The sequence below is a fragment of the Novosphingobium subterraneum genome, assembly GCF_000807925.1.
In the GTDB taxonomy this organism is placed as follows: Bacteria; Pseudomonadota; Alphaproteobacteria; order Sphingomonadales; family Sphingomonadaceae; genus Novosphingobium; species Novosphingobium subterraneum.
The window spans coordinates 298,776-314,061 of sequence record NZ_JRVC01000002.1 but is presented as its reverse complement, the minus strand read 5'-3'; the positions used below and the strand labels follow the sequence as shown (position 1 = coordinate 314,061).

Annotated in this window: 16 protein-coding genes; 10 read left to right on the top strand and 6 right to left on the bottom strand. The window is 63.2% G+C overall.

Annotated features, from left to right (window positions below):
• The first annotated feature begins 11 nt into the window (after positions 1-11).
• Positions 12-4,589, top strand: a complete 4,578-nt coding sequence (locus NJ75_RS03430; RefSeq protein ID WP_236727048.1) for an LVIVD repeat-containing protein — start codon at positions 12-14, stop codon at positions 4,587-4,589.
• A gap of 61 nt (positions 4,590-4,650) precedes the next feature.
• Here the strand turns inward: NJ75_RS03430 and NJ75_RS03425 are convergent, their stop codons facing one another.
• Positions 4,651-5,034, bottom strand: a complete 384-nt coding sequence (locus NJ75_RS03425; protein ID WP_039331457.1) for a hypothetical protein — start codon at positions 5,032-5,034, stop codon at positions 4,651-4,653.
• On the opposite strand from NJ75_RS03425, the gene NJ75_RS25405 reads away from it, so the two are divergent.
• Complete coding sequence (locus tag NJ75_RS25405) at positions 5,033-5,167, top strand: hypothetical protein (RefSeq protein ID WP_255355072.1); 135 nt, start codon at positions 5,033-5,035, stop codon at positions 5,165-5,167. The genes NJ75_RS03425 and NJ75_RS25405 overlap by 2 nt on opposite strands.
• A 164-nt stretch (positions 5,168-5,331) precedes the next feature.
• A complete protein-coding gene (locus NJ75_RS03420; protein ID WP_039331456.1) occupies positions 5,332-6,030 on the top strand; it encodes a S24 family peptidase in 699 nt (232 codons plus the stop codon).
• Here NJ75_RS03420 and NJ75_RS03415 read toward each other — a convergent pair.
• Positions 6,027-6,464 (bottom strand): acetyltransferase, encoded by a 438-nt coding sequence (locus NJ75_RS03415; protein WP_039331455.1) that lies wholly within the window; start codon positions 6,462-6,464, stop codon positions 6,027-6,029. The genes NJ75_RS03420 and NJ75_RS03415 overlap by 4 nt on opposite strands.
• Before the next feature lie 65 nt (positions 6,465-6,529).
• Here NJ75_RS03415 and NJ75_RS03410 point away from each other — a divergent pair, with 65 nt between their 5' ends.
• Positions 6,530-7,210 (top strand): MBL fold metallo-hydrolase, encoded by a 681-nt coding sequence (locus tag NJ75_RS03410; protein ID WP_039331454.1) that lies wholly within the window; start codon positions 6,530-6,532, stop codon positions 7,208-7,210.
• A gap of 79 nt (positions 7,211-7,289) precedes the next feature.
• Here the strand turns inward: NJ75_RS03410 and NJ75_RS03405 are convergent, their stop codons facing one another.
• Complete coding sequence (locus tag NJ75_RS03405; RefSeq protein WP_039331453.1) at positions 7,290-7,682, bottom strand: MAPEG family protein; 393 nt, start codon at positions 7,680-7,682, stop codon at positions 7,290-7,292.
• Between the two features lie 245 nt (positions 7,683-7,927).
• Here NJ75_RS03405 and rpmF point away from each other — a divergent pair, with 245 nt between their 5' ends.
• The 6 genes from rpmF (at position 7,928) to NJ75_RS03375 (ending at position 11,490) form a co-directional block, all read left to right on the top strand.
• Entirely contained in the window at positions 7,928-8,107 is a 180-nt protein-coding gene (rpmF, locus tag NJ75_RS03400) for a 50S ribosomal protein L32 (protein WP_039331452.1), read from the top strand.
• Between the two features lie 25 nt (positions 8,108-8,132).
• Positions 8,133-9,236, top strand: coding sequence for a phosphate acyltransferase PlsX (gene plsX / locus NJ75_RS03395; RefSeq protein ID WP_039331451.1), 1,104 nt, complete (start codon positions 8,133-8,135; stop codon positions 9,234-9,236).
• The gene (locus tag NJ75_RS03390; RefSeq protein ID WP_039331450.1) at positions 9,233-10,210 is read left to right on the top strand and encodes a beta-ketoacyl-ACP synthase III; all 978 of its coding nucleotides are present in this window, start codon (positions 9,233-9,235) and stop codon (positions 10,208-10,210) included. The genes plsX and NJ75_RS03390 overlap by 4 nt, the downstream gene beginning before the upstream one ends.
• A gap of 140 nt (positions 10,211-10,350) precedes the next feature.
• Complete coding sequence (locus NJ75_RS03385; protein ID WP_174544584.1) at positions 10,351-10,647, top strand: integration host factor subunit alpha; 297 nt, start codon at positions 10,351-10,353, stop codon at positions 10,645-10,647.
• A gap of 10 nt (positions 10,648-10,657) precedes the next feature.
• Positions 10,658-11,071: a MerR family transcriptional regulator gene (locus NJ75_RS03380; RefSeq protein ID WP_039331449.1), complete on the top strand. Its 414-nt coding sequence runs from the start codon at positions 10,658-10,660 to the stop codon at positions 11,069-11,071.
• A gap of 50 nt (positions 11,072-11,121) precedes the next feature.
• Positions 11,122-11,490 carry a hypothetical protein gene (locus tag NJ75_RS03375; protein ID WP_039331448.1) on the top strand — a complete coding sequence of 123 codons (369 nt, stop codon included), beginning with the start codon at positions 11,122-11,124 and terminating at the stop codon, positions 11,488-11,490.
• A gap of 113 nt (positions 11,491-11,603) precedes the next feature.
• On the opposite strand, the gene NJ75_RS03370 is transcribed toward NJ75_RS03375, so the two are convergent.
• From NJ75_RS03370 to NJ75_RS03360, 3 genes are all read right to left on the bottom strand, one after another.
• A complete protein-coding gene (locus tag NJ75_RS03370) occupies positions 11,604-11,945 on the bottom strand; it encodes a hypothetical protein (protein WP_052241906.1) in 342 nt (113 codons plus the stop codon).
• A gap of 72 nt (positions 11,946-12,017) precedes the next feature.
• Positions 12,018-12,563 (bottom strand): SixA phosphatase family protein, encoded by a 546-nt coding sequence (locus tag NJ75_RS03365; RefSeq protein ID WP_039331447.1) that lies wholly within the window; start codon positions 12,561-12,563, stop codon positions 12,018-12,020.
• Entirely contained in the window at positions 12,560-15,280 is a 2,721-nt protein-coding gene (locus NJ75_RS03360; protein ID WP_039331446.1) for an ATP-dependent DNA helicase, read from the bottom strand. The genes NJ75_RS03365 and NJ75_RS03360 overlap by 4 nt, the downstream gene beginning before the upstream one ends.
• Positions 15,281-15,286 lie beyond the last annotated feature (6 nt).

The following is a 15,286-nucleotide window of genomic DNA, read 5'->3' as shown; positions in this document are numbered from 1 at the left end:
TGACCCAGCCCATGACTGACACGCGCAGCTTCCGCAAACTCTCGCTGGCATGGCTGATAGCGGCGCTCGCCGCCCTGCTGATCCCGAGCGCTCTTTACGCTTCGGGTGAAGAGAAAGCCCAGAAGGTTACGCATACTCGCGCACCCGCCGCGCCGCGCGGCCAGCCCGGTGATACGGTCGAGGAGCAGTGGGCCTACGTCGACAAGCAGAACGCAGGCTGCGTCAGCTGCCATACCAAGAGCGACCATCGCACCATGCACGCCAGCCCAGCTGTGGTGCTGTCCTGTGCCGATTGCCATGGCGGCAACACCAAGGTCATGGCTGACCGGTCATGGAACCGCAATTCGATCGATTATGTCGCGGCCATGAAAGATGCACACGTTCTGCCGAAGTACCCGGCCGCATGGGGCTGGCCGTCGTCAGCCAACCCGAAGCGTTCCTACGCGCTTCTGGGCAAGGAAAGCCCCGAGTTCATCCGCTTCGTCAACCCGTCGGACTATCGCGTTGCGCGTGACTCCTGTGGTGCTTGCCACATGCAGATCATCGAAGCGTCCGAACGCTCGCTGATGTCGACGGGGGCAATGCTGTGGGGCGGGGCGGCCTATAACAACGGCATCGTCCCCTTCAAGAACTACATGTTTGGCGAAAGCTTCACCCGCAATGGTGAGCCTGCCTTGCTGAAGTCGGCCTCGAAGGAGATCGGCGCGGACGGCAAGCCGATGTGGGGCACCGTCACGCCCCGGGAGAAGGCGCGCGGCGCCTTGCCCATCATGTACCCACTGCCGCGCTGGCACACCATCCCGCCGGGCGACGTGTTCCGCGTGTTCGAGGATGGTGGCCGTACGATCAACCCGCAGTTCCCCGAAATCGGCCTGCCCAATTCCACGGGTCTGATCCAGCGCCTGGACGAACCGGGGCGTCCTGATCTCAAGCAGTCCAACCGCGGCCCCGCCACGGGCCTGCGCGTCGCCATCCCGGTGCTCAACATCCACAAGACGCGTTTGAATGACCCGTTCCTGTTCCAGATGGGCACCAATGATCAGCCGGGCGACTATCGCTCCTCGGGCTGCGCGGCGTGCCATGTAATCTACGCGAACGACCGTGAACCGCGTCACTCGTTGAGCTACGGCAAGTGCGGGCGTGACGGGCAGACCATCACGGCTGACCCCACCATAAACTCCCTGCGTGAAGGCCAGCATCGCAAGGGTGCCTATGGCTCCTACAACGCCGAGAAAGAAGAACATCACGACAAGGTGCGCGGCACGGTTCTCGGCGGGAAGCGCGGCTATCTCGGCGGTGACAGCACTGATCCTGAACAGTCGAGAGACATGGAGGGCGATTGCGCCCGCGCCATTTCCTCGGCCGAGCAGCTGGTCTACTCGCCGGGCAAGGGTGTCGCGCCACATGGCTCGATGGACAACGACAAGATGGACCAGGCCTCGGCCCACGCCATGGCCGGACTGGACGCCAAGGGGCACCCGAAGAAGGATGCCCACGGCGAAGATGCGCACCAGGCCGATGGCCCAGTCGCAATGCAGGATCGCGAACGCGGCCACCCGCTGGTCCATGCCTTCACCCGCGCCATCCCGACTGCGCAGTGCATGAATTGCCACATGCACCAGCCCAACATCTTCCTGAACTCTTACCTCGGCTACACGATGTGGGACTACGAGTCCGATGCGCCGAGTATGTGGCCCGGGCCAGAGAACCGAGCGCCCAAGCCTGCCGGCATGTCCGATGAAGACTACGCAAAGACGTTCAAGAAGCAGTTCTACCCGAACATCGACGAGCAGCGCGAAGTGCTGGACCGCAATCCCGAGGGCGCGTCCACGCGCGGTCTGTGGCGCGATGTCGAATTCCTGCGCAACGTCTATGACCTGAACGACAAGCTGGAACGCACCCAGTTCGCCGACTATCACGGCCACGGCTGGAACTTCCGAGCCATCCTCAAGCGCGATCGTCGCGGCAACCTGCTCGATGACGAGGGCGATATGTCCTCCTACGGCACCGACAAGGCGCACATCATCTCGCCTGACGATCCGGAAAAGTTCCGCAAGGCCGGCGAGGGCAAGTTCGTCGAACCGGGTGAGAGCAATCCCGGCAAGGCCGTCCACATGATGGACATCCACGCCCAGATCGGCATGCAGTGCGCCGATTGCCACTTCTCGCAGGACAGCCACGGCAATGGCATGATCTATGGCGAAGTCGCCAACGCGGTCGAGATCGGCTGCAAGGACTGCCACGGCACGCCCGATGCCTACCCGACGCTGCTAACTTCGAACATGGCGGCACCCGAAAAGGGCAACAATCTTGCGCTGCTGCGCAATGCAGACGGCCAGCGTCGCTTCGAATGGTTCAAGGAGGCCGATGGGCGCCGCGTGCTGATCCAGCGCTCGATCATCGATCCCAAGTTGTCCTGGCGCGTCAGCCTGGTGAAGGACTCGGTCGACGCCCGCTTTGCCGGGCAAATGGACACGTCCGGCAAGCCGATCTTCAACCCCAAGGCCGCCCGCGCGAAACTGATGGCCAAGTCCGCGTCGGATGACGGTGTCTACAAGTTCGGCACCGGCGTGGCCAAGGAAGCGCGCGCCCATCGTGACGACGATATGGCTTGCTTCACCTGCCACCTGTCGTGGACCACTTCCTGTGCCGGGTGCCACCTCCCGATCGAGGCGAACTGGAAGTCGGCGACGCACAAGTACGAGGAAGATTACACCCGCAACTACGCGACCTATAACCCGCAGGTCGCGCGCGATGACATGTTCCAGCTTGGCAAGCACCAGCGCAACAAGTCGTCGGGTTCGGACCCGGTGCAGTATGACGCCTCGGGCAATCCGGTGTCGGGCAAGGCGATAACCGCGCCGATCCGTTCAACTTCGGCTCTGATCTTGTCGTCAACCAACATCAACCGCGAACGCATCTACGTGCAGCAGCCGCCAATTTCCTCGATCGGCTACTCGTCACAGGCCTTCGCGCCGCACTTCCCGCACACTGTTCGCAAGAACGAGACCAAGCAGTGCACCGATTGCCACGTCAGCCAGGACGAAGACAATAACGCCACGATGGCGCAGCTTCTCCTGCTGGGCACGAACTACGTGAACTTCGTGGGCATGAACGCCTGGTTCGGTCTGGACGGCGGATTTGAAGCTGTCCGCGTTACAGAATGGGATGAGCCGCAAGCGGTGATTGGCTCATACCTGCACCGCTACGCCTACCCTGATTACTGGAAGCAGCACGTCGAAGATAACGGGCGCGAGTTGAAGAACTGGACGCGAGGCAAGATCGTCGATGGCAAGCTTTCGGGGGAAACAACCGGGCAGGAACAGTTTGCCAACGTGGTGGAGGGGACCAAGGACGCAGTCCGCTGCCTGCAGATGCGCGGCGAGTACATGTACGTCGCAGGGGGCAAGGGCGGATTCCGAGCCTATGACATTGCCGCCATCGGCAACAAGGGCTTCTCGGAGCGGATCGTCACTGCTCCCTTCTCGCCCTTGGGCCATGACACCCATGTCGCTACCACCAACGCGACCTGCATGGCCCTGCCGACCAACCAGTCAATCGCGCCGACCCGCAACACACCCGAATTGCGCACGCTCAATCAGGAGCAGCCGTTCTCGCCGATCTATTCCTACGCTTTCGTGACCGATGCGGTCGAAGGCCTGATCGCGGTCAACGTCGACACTCTCGCCGACGGCGAATTCCGCAACAATTTCTTCAATCGCGCGCTGACCTTCAATCCGGACGGCGTGCTCACTGGCGCTCGGCACATCACGCTCGCCGGGGACTACGCCTATATTGTCACCGACAAGGCGCTGGTCACGGTTCACCTGCCCAAGCCATGGTCTGCGCAAAAGCCGTGCGAAGTCAGTGAGAAGAAGGGCGGCGAAACTTGCCTCGATCCGCGCATCACTTCGGTCGTGCCCTTGCGCGATCCTCGCGCCACGGCGGTGCAGTTCCGTTACCTGTGGGTGACGACGGCCAATGGCCTTGAACTGATGGACATCACCAACCTGGCCCAGCCCAGGGCCGTACCATCGGCAACTGTGCCGATGGTCGACGCTCGCCGAGTCTACCTTGCGCGCACGTATGCCTATGTCGCAGCCAAGTCGCAGGGGCTGGTCATCGTGGACATCACCGCGCCGACACGACCGTCGATCTACACCAGCTACACTGCTGACGGGCAATTGAACGATGCCGAGGACGTGATCGTGGCGTCAACCAACGCCTCGCTCTTTGCTTATGTCGCCGATGGCCGGAACGGGATGAAAGTGCTGCAGCTGACCTCGCCAGCCAGTCAGCCGAACTTCTACGGCTTCTCGCCCGAGCCCAAGCCGGAGCTCATTGCATGGGCTCGTACACCGACACCGGCCCTGGCGCTGTCAAAGGGGCTAGATCGCGATCGCGGTGTCGATGAAACCGGAGGGCAGATGGCTGTCTTTGGTCGGCTTGGTTCCCGCCCGTTCACCCGGCCGGAAATGGAAGAGTTGTTCCTCAACAGCAAGGGCGATGTCTTCCGCGTCACCAACGCCGTAGACATGAGCCTCTGGGTCGGTGCCAAGCCTGCGCCGCTGCTCGCGAAGACGAATTGACCGGTTGGAGAGGAGAGCGGGTGCCTTGAGTCCATGCGCTCAAGAGCACCCGCCGATCTCCTCAGTCCTCGTCGAGCAGCAGGATCTCGCACTCCACTTCCATGAGCGGTGCGGGCAGGACCTCATGGTCAACCCGGGTCACCGCAGCATCGGCCACCAGCCGCCCTCGCAACTTGAACTCGTGTTCGGGCAGAACCGCGATGAAGCTCTCGCCGTCACTTACCGCCTCGCTGCCGGCAAAGCGGAGCACCAGACGGTGCCGCGAGCCTGAAAATGTGATGCTCGCCCACGGCGTCTCGTCATGGCTGACTACTTCGGCGTGTGGCCCGCTTATCTCGCGCACGCCACGCAGCAGGCGCTCGGCGGGAGATGGGCGAGGGGTGAGAGGAGGAGGAACGCATTCAGCAAGCGCCTTGGTCTCGAAAGCATGAGGATCAAGCAGCATGGACATTCTCTCCGAAGTTGTTCATGAAATGTTCTACGCGTTCCACCATTCTGGAACGCGGCTCACGGCCGTTGCGCAGATCACCCACAAGACGGGGATCGTGGGCGGCAAGGCGGCCGAACTTGGTGACTGACATGCCCGTCTGGCGAAGGAAGCTCTCGATCTTGCGGAGCAACATGGCGTTTCTAAACCTCCAGCTGCGGAGTCGGCGAGACGACTCGAAATAGGATTTTTCCTATGTTGATCCTCAAATCCTACAATGCTAGGAAAAGTCCTTCGAAATCGGAGTAAGGCGAAATGGTCCCGGCAGACAGCGAATCGGAAGACGGCACACGCACCCGTCTTGTGGGCCTTGCCACGCAGCGCGGCGTCAGCCTCTCGGCGCTCTCGGCGCTGATCGGTCGTAACACCACCTATCTCCAGCAATTCGTCCGCAAGGGCAGTCCGCGCAAGCTGGAAGAGAATGACCGCCGTACGCTTGCGGAGTTCTTCGGCGTCCCGGAAACCGATCTTGGTGCCTCGCCCCGCGGCGGTGTGATTACCGCGGGGCAGGGAGCATCGCGTGGCGTCAAGCCCACTCGGTCCATCGCCGCCGAATGGGCCGACATTCCCCGCCTGCCGCTGGGCGCTTCAGCTGGTCCCGGCACACTCCCGGCAGAGGAGATTCCTTCCGGTCGCCTGCGCTTCAATCACCGCTGGCTCAAGGGGCAGGGGCTGGAACCGGCGATGCTTTCGGTGATCGAAGTCGAAGGTGATTCGATGGAGCCGACCTTGCGCGATGGCGACGAGATCCTCGTTGACCGCACTCCGCGCCCGTTGCGCGCGGGAATTCACGTGATCCGGCTTGACGACGTGCTGCTGGTCAAGCGCCTCGAATCCGGCCCTGGCGGCACGGTGCGGATCATTTCAGACAATCCCGCTTATCCTCGCCTTGAGCGCCCCTTGAACGAGGTCGAGCTCGTCGGCCGGGTCGTCTGGAAAGGCGGCCGACTCTAGCTGCGCAGTTCCATGAGGATCAGCGGATAGGGCCGCCCTTGGCCGTCCACCTCCTTGCGGCCGATCTCGGCAAAGGCCATCCGGCGATAGAACCCCCGGGCGCGTGCATTCTGCTCGTTGACCTCAAGGCGATGTGCTCCAAGTGCCTGAATCGCATGTTCGATCAGGGCTTTGCCAACGCCTTGGCCATGGCAGGCGGCATCGACGAACAGAGCCTCGATGCTTCCATCGTCCACGATCATGAAGCCGAGGGCGCGGTCGCTCGCATCCACAGCTACAGTCATGGGCGTACCGGGAAGAAAGCCCGCAACCTCTTTGCCAATCGCCAGCCGGTCTTCGGGCGACAGGAAGTCGTGGGTCGCATCCACGGCAGAGGCCCAGATTTCCAGCGCACGCTCGTCATCTGTGGGGCGGGAGGGGCGGATCGATATCATCGGGCAAACCTAAGCCCCGGACCGGAGCATTGCAATTATGGTGCCTTCGCTCCAAATCGGCAGGCATGACCGTAGCCGCCACCCAAACCGCCGCCCAGCCGCCTTTCAAGGTCGCGATCATCCCCGTCACACCACTGCAGCAGAACTGCACGCTGGTCTGGTGCACCAGGACCATGCGCGGCGCCTTCATCGATGCCGGCGGCGATCTGGACAAGCTGCGCAAGGCGATCGAAATGACCGGCGTCACCATCGAGAAGCTGCTGGTTACCCACGGCCACATCGACCACTGCGGCAGCGTCGGTATCTTCGCCCGTGAACTCGGTGTGCCGATCGAGGGCCCCCACGAGGATGACCGCTTCTGGATCAGCCGCCTCGATGAGGACGGCCAGCGCTATGGCATCGATGGCGAAGTGTTCGAACCCACCCGCTGGCTCAATGATGGAGACAAGGTCACCGTCGGCGAGGTCGAGCTCGACGTAATCCACTGCCCCGGTCACACACCCGGCCACGTCGTCTTTCACCACGCCCCGACACAGGTAGCGATCGTAGGCGATGTGCTGTTCCAGGGATCGATCGGCCGCACCGACTTCCCCATGGGCAATCATCAGGACCTGATCGATTCGATCACGCAAAAGCTCTGGCCGCTCGGCAACGAGGTGACTTTCGTTCCCGGTCACGGCCCCAACAGCACGTTCGGCCGTGAACGCCAGACCAACGCTTATGTCAGCGACTATGCCCTGAGCTAAGCAAACGCGCTGAAGTAGCTCCTTTCCCGCAGGTGGACTGGCCTGGGGGTGGGCATGTCACTGCCCACCCTTGCAGATTTCACATATCCAAGGCGATCGAAACCGCCCAGACTCCAAGACCAAGTTGGGTCAGCATCGTCGTCAGCGTACCCACGCCGCGAAGGAACCCAAGCGGCCCGCCGTCCATGCCGACGCCATGGCCAACGCGGCCAAGCATGTAGATAGCGGCCACGCCCATCAGCCACGGGTTGGCTGTCCGCGCCAATTCCACTGCGGCGATCAGCACCAATACGACAGGCGTGTTCTCGACAAAGTTCGCCTGCGCCCGCATCCTCGCGATCAGATCCATGTCGCCGCCATCGCCGATGCTGATCTTCTTGGCAGAGCGGACCATGCCGCAACGGATCGAAAGCCAGATGTTGATCGCCGCAGCGGCCGCAGCCGCGCACAGCGTGATTGGCAGTATAGTCATGCCTTCAGGTACTCCCCCTTGTGTTCGTCCGTCCTGGGATCTGCGGCCAAGGCTAGCGCGGGTGCGCTTGCAAAGCACCAGAAAATCCGTATAGGCGCGCCTTCGCCCAGTGATTGGCGAATCCCGTGTCTGTCTGGCGTCCTTCGCCGCGTACGGGTCCTGCCGCAAACAGGGCTTGTGCGATGGACCGGTTTTCCCTATCGCGCCCGCAACAAAACTACGCAATTCTAAGAACAGGTGCCGAGATGGCCGTCCCCAAAAGAAAGACTTCGCCCTCACGCCGTGGCATGCGCCGCAGCCATGACGCGCTGAGCGTCGAAGCGTTCCATGAATGCTCCAACTGCGGTGAACTCAAGCGCCCGCACAACCTGTGCAATGCTTGCGGTCACTACAACGGTCGCGAAGTCATCGCCGTCGGGCTCTAAGCCTTAAAACGGGGGGACTGAGGACATGAGCCTGCCGCGTATCGCCGTCGATGCGATGGGCGGTGATGAGGGCGTGCGCGTTATGGTTGAAGGCGCGGCACTTGCCCGTCGTCGCCATGACCGTTTCAAGTTCCTTCTCGTTGGTGACGAGGGCCGCATCAAGCAGGCCCTCGAAAACCACCCAAATCTACGCGAAGCTTCGGAAATCCTTCACGCGCCTGATGTTGTGTCGGGTGACGAGAAGCCGACGCAGGCCCTCCGCCGCGCCAAGACCACGTCGATGGGCCTGGCGATCAACGCGGTAAAGGAGGGCCATGCCGGCGCTGCTGTCAGCGCGGGCAACACCGGCGCGCTCATGGCCATGGCCAAGCTCGCCTTGCGCACCATGCCCGGTATCGATCGCCCCGCACTCTCGGCCCTGCTGCCGACGCTCGGCGAACATGACCTGATCATGCTCGATCTTGGCGCGAATACCGATTGCGATGCCCGCAACCTCGTCCAGTTCGCGATCATGGGGGCCGCCTACGCTCGCATCGTCAACGGGCTCGACGCGCCGCGTGTGCGCCTGCTCAACATCGGCACCGAAGAGACCAAGGGTACCGATGCCCTGCGCGATGCCGCCAACCAGCTCAAGGAGCTGGCCGGCGATCTCGCGATGACGTTCGACGGCTTCACCGAGGCGGACAAGCTCTCGCGCGGCGATTGTGACGTTGTCGTCACCGATGGCTTCTCGGGCAATATCGCATTGAAGTCGATGGAAGGCGCGGCCCGCTTCGTCGCCGATCTGCTCCGTCGCAGTTTCTCCTCGTCGCTGCGTTCGAAGTTCGGCTTCCTGATCTCGCGCCCGGCGACCGAGCTGCTCAAGCACCATCTGGATCCCAACAACCACAACGGCGCGGTCTTCCTTGGCCTCAATGGCGTGGTTGTGAAAAGTCACGGCAGCGCATCGGCGCTCGGCGTCGCCAATGCCGTTGCCGTCACGGCCCGCCTGCTGGAGGAAAACCTGACCGAGCGTATCGAAGCCGACCTCGCGCGCCTTGGCGCCGAGACGATCAGGACTTCTGGCCGCACCTCCGGTCGCGGTGGGCGCAGCGCGGCCCCTGCCGCAACCGGTGAGGACGCGGCATGACCGTACGTTCGATCATTCGCGGCAGCGGTTCGGCGTTGCCACAGCGCTGCGTCACCAATGCCGAAATGGCGACCATGGTCGATACGACCGACGAATGGATCGTCGAGCGCACCGGGATTCGCCAGCGGTATCTCGCAGGTGAAGGGGAGACCACTTCTACCCTCGCCACTGCGGCTGCCCGTCGCGCGCTCGAATCTTCCGGGATTGAAGCGGCGAAGGTCGATCTGATCGTCCTTGCCACCGCCACGCCCGACCAGACCTTTCCGGCAACCGCCACCATCGTTCAGCACAACCTCGGCTGCAACGGCGGCATCGCGTTTGACGTTGCGGCGGTTTGCTCGGGCTTTCTCTATGCAATGGCCACTGCGGATTCGATGATCCGTACAGGGATGGCCAAGTGCGCGCTGGTCATCGGCGCTGAGACGTTCAGCAAGATTCTCGACTGGGAAGATCGCACCACCTGCGTTCTGTTCGGCGATGGTGCCGGCGCCATCGTGCTCGAAGCGCAGGACGTTGACGAATCCGATCCCGATTCTCCTGGCGTATTGGCCTCGCGCCTCCACGCCGATGGTGCGCACAACGAACTGCTCTATGTCGATGGCGGTCCGTCAACAACCGGTACAGTCGGCAAGGTCCGCATGAAAGGCCGCGAGGTTTTCCGCCACGCTGTCACCAATCTCGCCAATGTCCTGCGCGAAGTGCTTGAGACGACGGGCCACGATGCCGGCGAGATTGACTGGGTCGTACCGCACCAGGCCAACTTCCGCATCCTCGACGCCACGGCGCGCAAGCTCGATCTTCCCGCTGAAAAGGTGGTCGTCACAGTCGACCAACATGCCAACACCAGCGCTGCTTCGGTGCCGCTCGCCTTCGATGTCGCGATGCGCGATGGCCGCATCAAGCAGGGCGATCTGGTGATGTTCGAAGCCATGGGCGGCGGCTTCACCTGGGGCGCCAGCCTCGTCCGCATCTGACGGACTCGATCTGACGGACTCGGGACGTCCCACGTCGAGCCAGTCTTATCGTTCGCAAGCAATGGATTGCATTGCGTTCCGCAGAATCAGCGTTATTGTCAGCCCCCTTGGCGTCTTCTGACTTCTGGGGGGAATAAAGGATGCGTTCTGTAGGTACACTGACCCGGGCCGATCTGGCCGAGAGCATCAACCGTCGCGTGGGGCTTTCCCGTGCGGATTCGCTCGAAATGGTTGAATCCATTCTTCAGCACATGTGCAATGCACTGGCTGAGGGTGAAAACGTGAAGATTTCCGGCTTCGGCACCTTCCTTCTGCGCGACAAGGCAGAGCGGATCGGCCGCAATCCCAAGACCGGCATCGAAGTGCCGATCACGCCGCGCCGCGTCCTCAGCTTCCGCGCCAGCCAGATGCTGAAGGACCGCATCGGCCAGGGCTGATCACCAGCGGATGAGCGTCCCCGAACTTCCCGATGCCGGACCTATTCCGGACGACGGTAAAGACCCGGCAGCTTTCCGCACAATCGGCGAAGTGGCCAAGGCGCTCGGCATCCGTCAGCACGTCCTGCGCTATTGGGAAGAGCAGTTTCCCACGCTCCGCCCGCTCACCCGAGCGGGCGGCCGCCGTTACTACCGCCCCGAAGACGTCGCCCTCATCACAGAAATCCACCGCCTCCTCCACAAGGAAGGCTTCACGATCAAGGGCGCAAGGCAAGCGCTGCGGGGGAGGAAGAAGGGGGTTGTTTCAGTCGCGGTCCCATCGTTGGAGCCTGCGCCACATTCCTCGGATGAACAATCCGCCGCGCCACTTTTGGCTTACCTGAAATCTATCCGCGACCGGCTGGCTGCTGCGTTGGAAGAGTAGACGTGGCAAGTTTGACTCGTGAAGGTTGAACGCCGTGCAGGCAACTGTGAGTGGAGATTGAGGGCATCCAGATGTTCGCAGCGCCGAATCGCTTTCGACGTCCGCTGATTGGCTTGGCCCTGGGCGTTCCGGTGACCGTTCTGGCTTTGATAGCTGCGATTGTTTCTGCCGGTGCGGGCCACGGTGATTACGTCGCGGCTAGATTGCTGTTCCCTGCACCAATGCTTGCCAGTTTGCTTTCCGGACACACCATTGCAGCACCGTCGATTGTGATCGCACTGCTTCAGTTTCCTGCCTATGGCGCGCTGATCGGTTGGTCTTTGGGGCGGCAGTCGAGCGTCCCCACATTCTTCGCCGCTGCAGTTCACATTGCGGCGGCAATCTTGTGTTTCTCTGGTATGATTCCAAACTTCTCCTGAGTGCAAGCTGGCGTCGCGAAAGCTCGGGGTCCGCATCACGCCTGAACCAATCGCTGGCTTCATCCGTTACAGCCCGCCCCACAAAAGCGGATTTACATCGCCACTCGAGTCTATCAGTGACGGTGAGGAGAGGTCACTGTAAACAATGCCGTGAAGTCGGGGTCCTCGACAACCACATCAGAGTCCGAGAGTTGGTAGACTCCAGGCGCCGCATACTCGATAGCGCTTAGAATTGGTGCAATCACAAACGGTTCGTCGCTTGACTCCTGCCGAATCGTAATTCCAGAACCTTCCTCGGCGGCTGTCACAGTTCCGAACACTTGCAGTCTACGCAGAAATTCACCTTCCGGATCGACGTAAGTTATTCCAACCAGCAGAGTTTGACCCATCAGCTCGTTCGCAAAATCTGGATCCCATTCTTCTTCGTCTTCGAAACCATTATCCTGTTCGCTCATCGCGCTACTATGACAACGCAGAAAATTCACTGCAACAGCAATATGTTGGAACTGCTTTCCAAAAACTTGCGCTCAATCCACCAACACCGGACCCAACGTCGGGTCCAGATCGCGCGGCCGCTTGATCTCCACCAACCGCGCGCAACCCTCGGTCACGTCAGCCCAGTCGTCCACATCAAGCTCCATCACCGCGAAGGTCGCGGTCGGGAACTTCTCTTCCACCACTTCGCGCAAAGGGCTGGAGCCATCATCGGGCACGAGGTCGAAGATCAGGTCCTCCAGCCCCGGATTGTGCCCGATCATCAGGACGCTTTTCGGGTCGCCGGACAGTTCCTTCAGCAGGTCGATCAGCGTGGCCGAGCTGGCAAGGTAGATGCGCCGGTCCCATTCGATCTTGAACGTGCACTTCCACGCCTTGCTGCTTTCCTCGACCGTTTCGGCCGCGCGCACAGCGGGGCTGGCGATCATGCGGTCAAATGTGCGGCCGGTATCGCGGATATATTCGCCCATCGCCCGCGCCCCGCGCTTGCCGCGCTCGTTCAAGGGGCGGTCGAAATCCCGCGCGCGCGCATCGCTCCAGTCAGATTTGGCGTGGCGAAACAGGGCCAGTGTCTTCACGAAATCCCCTCGCGCGGTGTCTGTGCACTCTCTCGCCCAGAAACACTGGCACCGACGCTTTGTAAAGCCACATCGAGCGTCACGCGCCGGATCGGCGTGCCTGCCGGAAAGGCCGAGAGCAGCCGCGAGGGGAAGGCCGAGGACAGCACCACGAAGTGCCCCTTGTCCCCCGCCGAGCGGATCAGGCGCCCGAAGGCCTGTGCCAGCCGTGCGCGAATGATCCGGTCGTCATAGGCCGAACCACCGCCGGCCAGTCGCCGCGCGCGGTGGAGGATCGAAGGCTTGGGCCACGGCACCTGCTCCATCACCACCAGCCGCAGTGAATCCCCGGGTACGTCCACCCCGTCGCGCAGGGCATCGGTGCCGAGCAGCGAGGCGCGCGGATCGTCGCGGAAGATGTCGACCAGCGTGCCGGTGTCTATCGGATCGACATGCTGCGCGAACAGCGGCAATCCGCCCCGCGCCAGGCGGTCGGCAATGCGGCCATAGACCGCGCGCAGCCGCCTGATCGCAGTGAACAGCCCCAGCGCCCCGCCGCCCGAAGCTTCGATCAGCCGCCCATAGGCCGCTGCCAGTGCCGGAATGTCGCCCTTGGGCACGTCGGTCACGATCAGCACTTCGGCTTGGGACGCATAGTCGAACGGGCTGTCCGCCGTGAACAGGCGCGGCGCAATGTCCAGATGCGGCGCCCCGCTGCGCTCCACCGCGCTCTGCCAGTCATCGCCATCGCGCAACGTGGCCGAGGTCATCATCACCCCGTGAGAAGGCGCCAGCACGGCATTGGCAAAGGGCTTCATCGGATCGAGGTAATGCCGGTGCAGCCCGACATCCCACTCACGCCCGTCCGAACGCTCCACCGCAATCCAGTCGACGAAATCGGGGTCGCCCGGCCCACCCAGCCGCGCCAGCAGCGCAATCCATCCCGCGATGAGATCGCTGCGCCAGCCGATCGCACTGCGCGCCCCCTCGATCCGCGCTCGCGCCGGACCATCGAGCCAGTCGGGTCCATCCTCGACAATGGCCTCCAGCCGCAGCCCCAGCCGCACCAGCGGCTTGCGCAAGGCCTCCAGCGCCTCCTGCGCGCGCCCAGCCACCTCGATGAACCCGCCGTCCAGTTGCGCGATCTCGGTCTCGAGCCCATAGCCCGCTTCCTGCCCGCCGCTTTCGTCGCGCGCATAGGCCAGCGCCCGCGCCGCGCTCAACAGCTCCTCCAGTGGCCCTGAAGGCGTGCCTTCCACCACCCGCGCCAGCCAGCCTTCCGAGGGCAGAGCCTCAGCCGCCTCACGCGCCTGCGAAATCGCGCGCTCGCCTTCCTCGTCATAGCTCGCCACATCGGCAAGCCGGGCCGAAAGCCCGCGCCGCCTTCCGCGCGACTTGCCCTCAGGCCCGATCACCCAGCGCCGCAGCTCGATTGTCTCCGCGCCCGTCAGTGCCGCCGAGAACGTCGAATCCGCCGCTTCGAACACATGGTGCCCTTCGTCGAAAACGATCCGCGTCGGCCGCTGCGCAGCGTCGCGCCCGCGTGCGGCGTTGACCATCACCAGCGCATGATTGGCAATCACCAGTTCCGCATCGGCAGAGGCCCGCGCGGCGCGCTCGATGAAGCACTTCCGGTAATGCGGGCACCCGGCATAGACGCATTCGCCGCGCTGGTCGGTCAGAGCCGCGATGCCGCGCTTGCGGAACAGCGTGCCGAGCCAGCCGGGCAGGTCACCGCCGATCATGTCGCCATCTTGGCTGTAGGCCGCCCAGCGCGCCACCAGCTGCGCCAGGATCGCCGCCCGCCCGGCAAAGCCGCCCTGCAGCGCGTCTTCCAGATTGAGCAGGCACAGGTAGTTCTCGCGCCCCTTGCGCACCACCACGGGCGGCTTGCCGTTGCGCGAGGCTGGAAACGCGCGCCGGCTTTCGCGCCGCAACTGCCGCTGCAGCGCCTTGGTGTAGGTCGAGACCCAGACCGTCCCGCCCGATTGCTCCGCCCACAGCGAGGACGGCGCGAGATAGCCGAATGTCTTGCCCGTGCCCGTGCCCGCCTGCGCCAGCACGACATGCGGCTGGCCCTGTCCCTGTCGCGGTGCGAACATGCGCGAGGCTTCGCGCGCATAGTCCTGCTGCGTCGGCCGCGCCTCGGCCCCGGCGCCCGTCAGTTCGGCAAGGCGCGAGACCACTGCCGCTTCGCCCAACACGACCTGCGCCGGCTGAGGCCGCTCGGCCGCCTCTTCCCACTCCGGCAGCTTGGCAAACAGCCAGCGCTCGGCCCGGTCCGGCTTGCGAATGCGCGGGGTCAGCAAGGTGGCCCAAGGCCAGCTCATCCGAACCAGCGATTGCAGCGCTGTCCACGCTCCCTCCCGCTCGGCCCAGTCCGCACTCTCGCATGTGGCAAGCAAAGCCTCTGCGGCTTCCTGCAGCAGTTGCGGCACCTTGTCGTCGCCGGATGGCTCCTCAAGCCCCAAAGCACGGGCCAGGCCCTTCGGCGTCGGCACCATGAACCGCGCCGGATGCACGAACGCGAACAGCTCCAGCAGATCGAGCCCCGAAAGGTCCGGATAGCCGAGCCTGCTCGCCACCAGCGGTGCATTGAGCATAAGCAGCGGCGTATCTGCCGCTGCCACGATCGCCTCGCCCTTGCCAAGTCCGCGCGTGGCAAAGCCGTCACGCAGCCAGCATCCGCCGTGGCTTGCATGAATCGCTGGCAGGGCAAGGGCAGGGCGTTCGGTCACCCCGCA

Bases quoted from the DNA above. Each gene is read 5' to 3' on its own strand.
- plsX (WP_039331451.1), top strand. From the start codon at position 8,133: ATGAGCCTGCCGCGTATCGCCGTCGATGCGATGGGCGGTGATGAGGGC.
- NJ75_RS03405 (WP_039331453.1), bottom strand. From the start codon at position 7,682: ATGACTATACTGCCAATCACGCTGTGCGCGGCTGCGGCCGCTGCGGCG.
- NJ75_RS03415 (WP_039331455.1), bottom strand. From the start codon at position 6,464: ATGATATCGATCCGCCCCTCCCGCCCCACAGATGACGAGCGTGCGCTG.
- NJ75_RS03380 (WP_039331449.1), top strand. From the start codon at position 10,658: ATGAGCGTCCCCGAACTTCCCGATGCCGGACCTATTCCGGACGACGGT.
- NJ75_RS03430 (WP_236727048.1), top strand. From the start codon at position 12: ATGACTGACACGCGCAGCTTCCGCAAACTCTCGCTGGCATGGCTGATA.
- NJ75_RS25405 (WP_255355072.1), top strand. From the start codon at position 5,033: ATGGACATTCTCTCCGAAGTTGTTCATGAAATGTTCTACGCGTTCCAC.
- NJ75_RS03390 (WP_039331450.1), top strand. From the start codon at position 9,233: ATGACCGTACGTTCGATCATTCGCGGCAGCGGTTCGGCGTTGCCACAG.
- NJ75_RS03410 (WP_039331454.1), top strand. From the start codon at position 6,530: ATGACCGTAGCCGCCACCCAAACCGCCGCCCAGCCGCCTTTCAAGGTC.
- NJ75_RS03370 (WP_052241906.1), bottom strand. From the start codon at position 11,945: ATGAGCGAACAGGATAATGGTTTCGAAGACGAAGAAGAATGGGATCCA.
- NJ75_RS03420 (WP_039331456.1), top strand. From the start codon at position 5,332: ATGGTCCCGGCAGACAGCGAATCGGAAGACGGCACACGCACCCGTCTT.
- NJ75_RS03385 (WP_174544584.1), top strand. From the start codon at position 10,351: ATGCGTTCTGTAGGTACACTGACCCGGGCCGATCTGGCCGAGAGCATC.
- NJ75_RS03425 (WP_039331457.1), bottom strand. From the start codon at position 5,034: ATGCTGCTTGATCCTCATGCTTTCGAGACCAAGGCGCTTGCTGAATGC.
- rpmF (WP_039331452.1), top strand. From the start codon at position 7,928: ATGGCCGTCCCCAAAAGAAAGACTTCGCCCTCACGCCGTGGCATGCGC.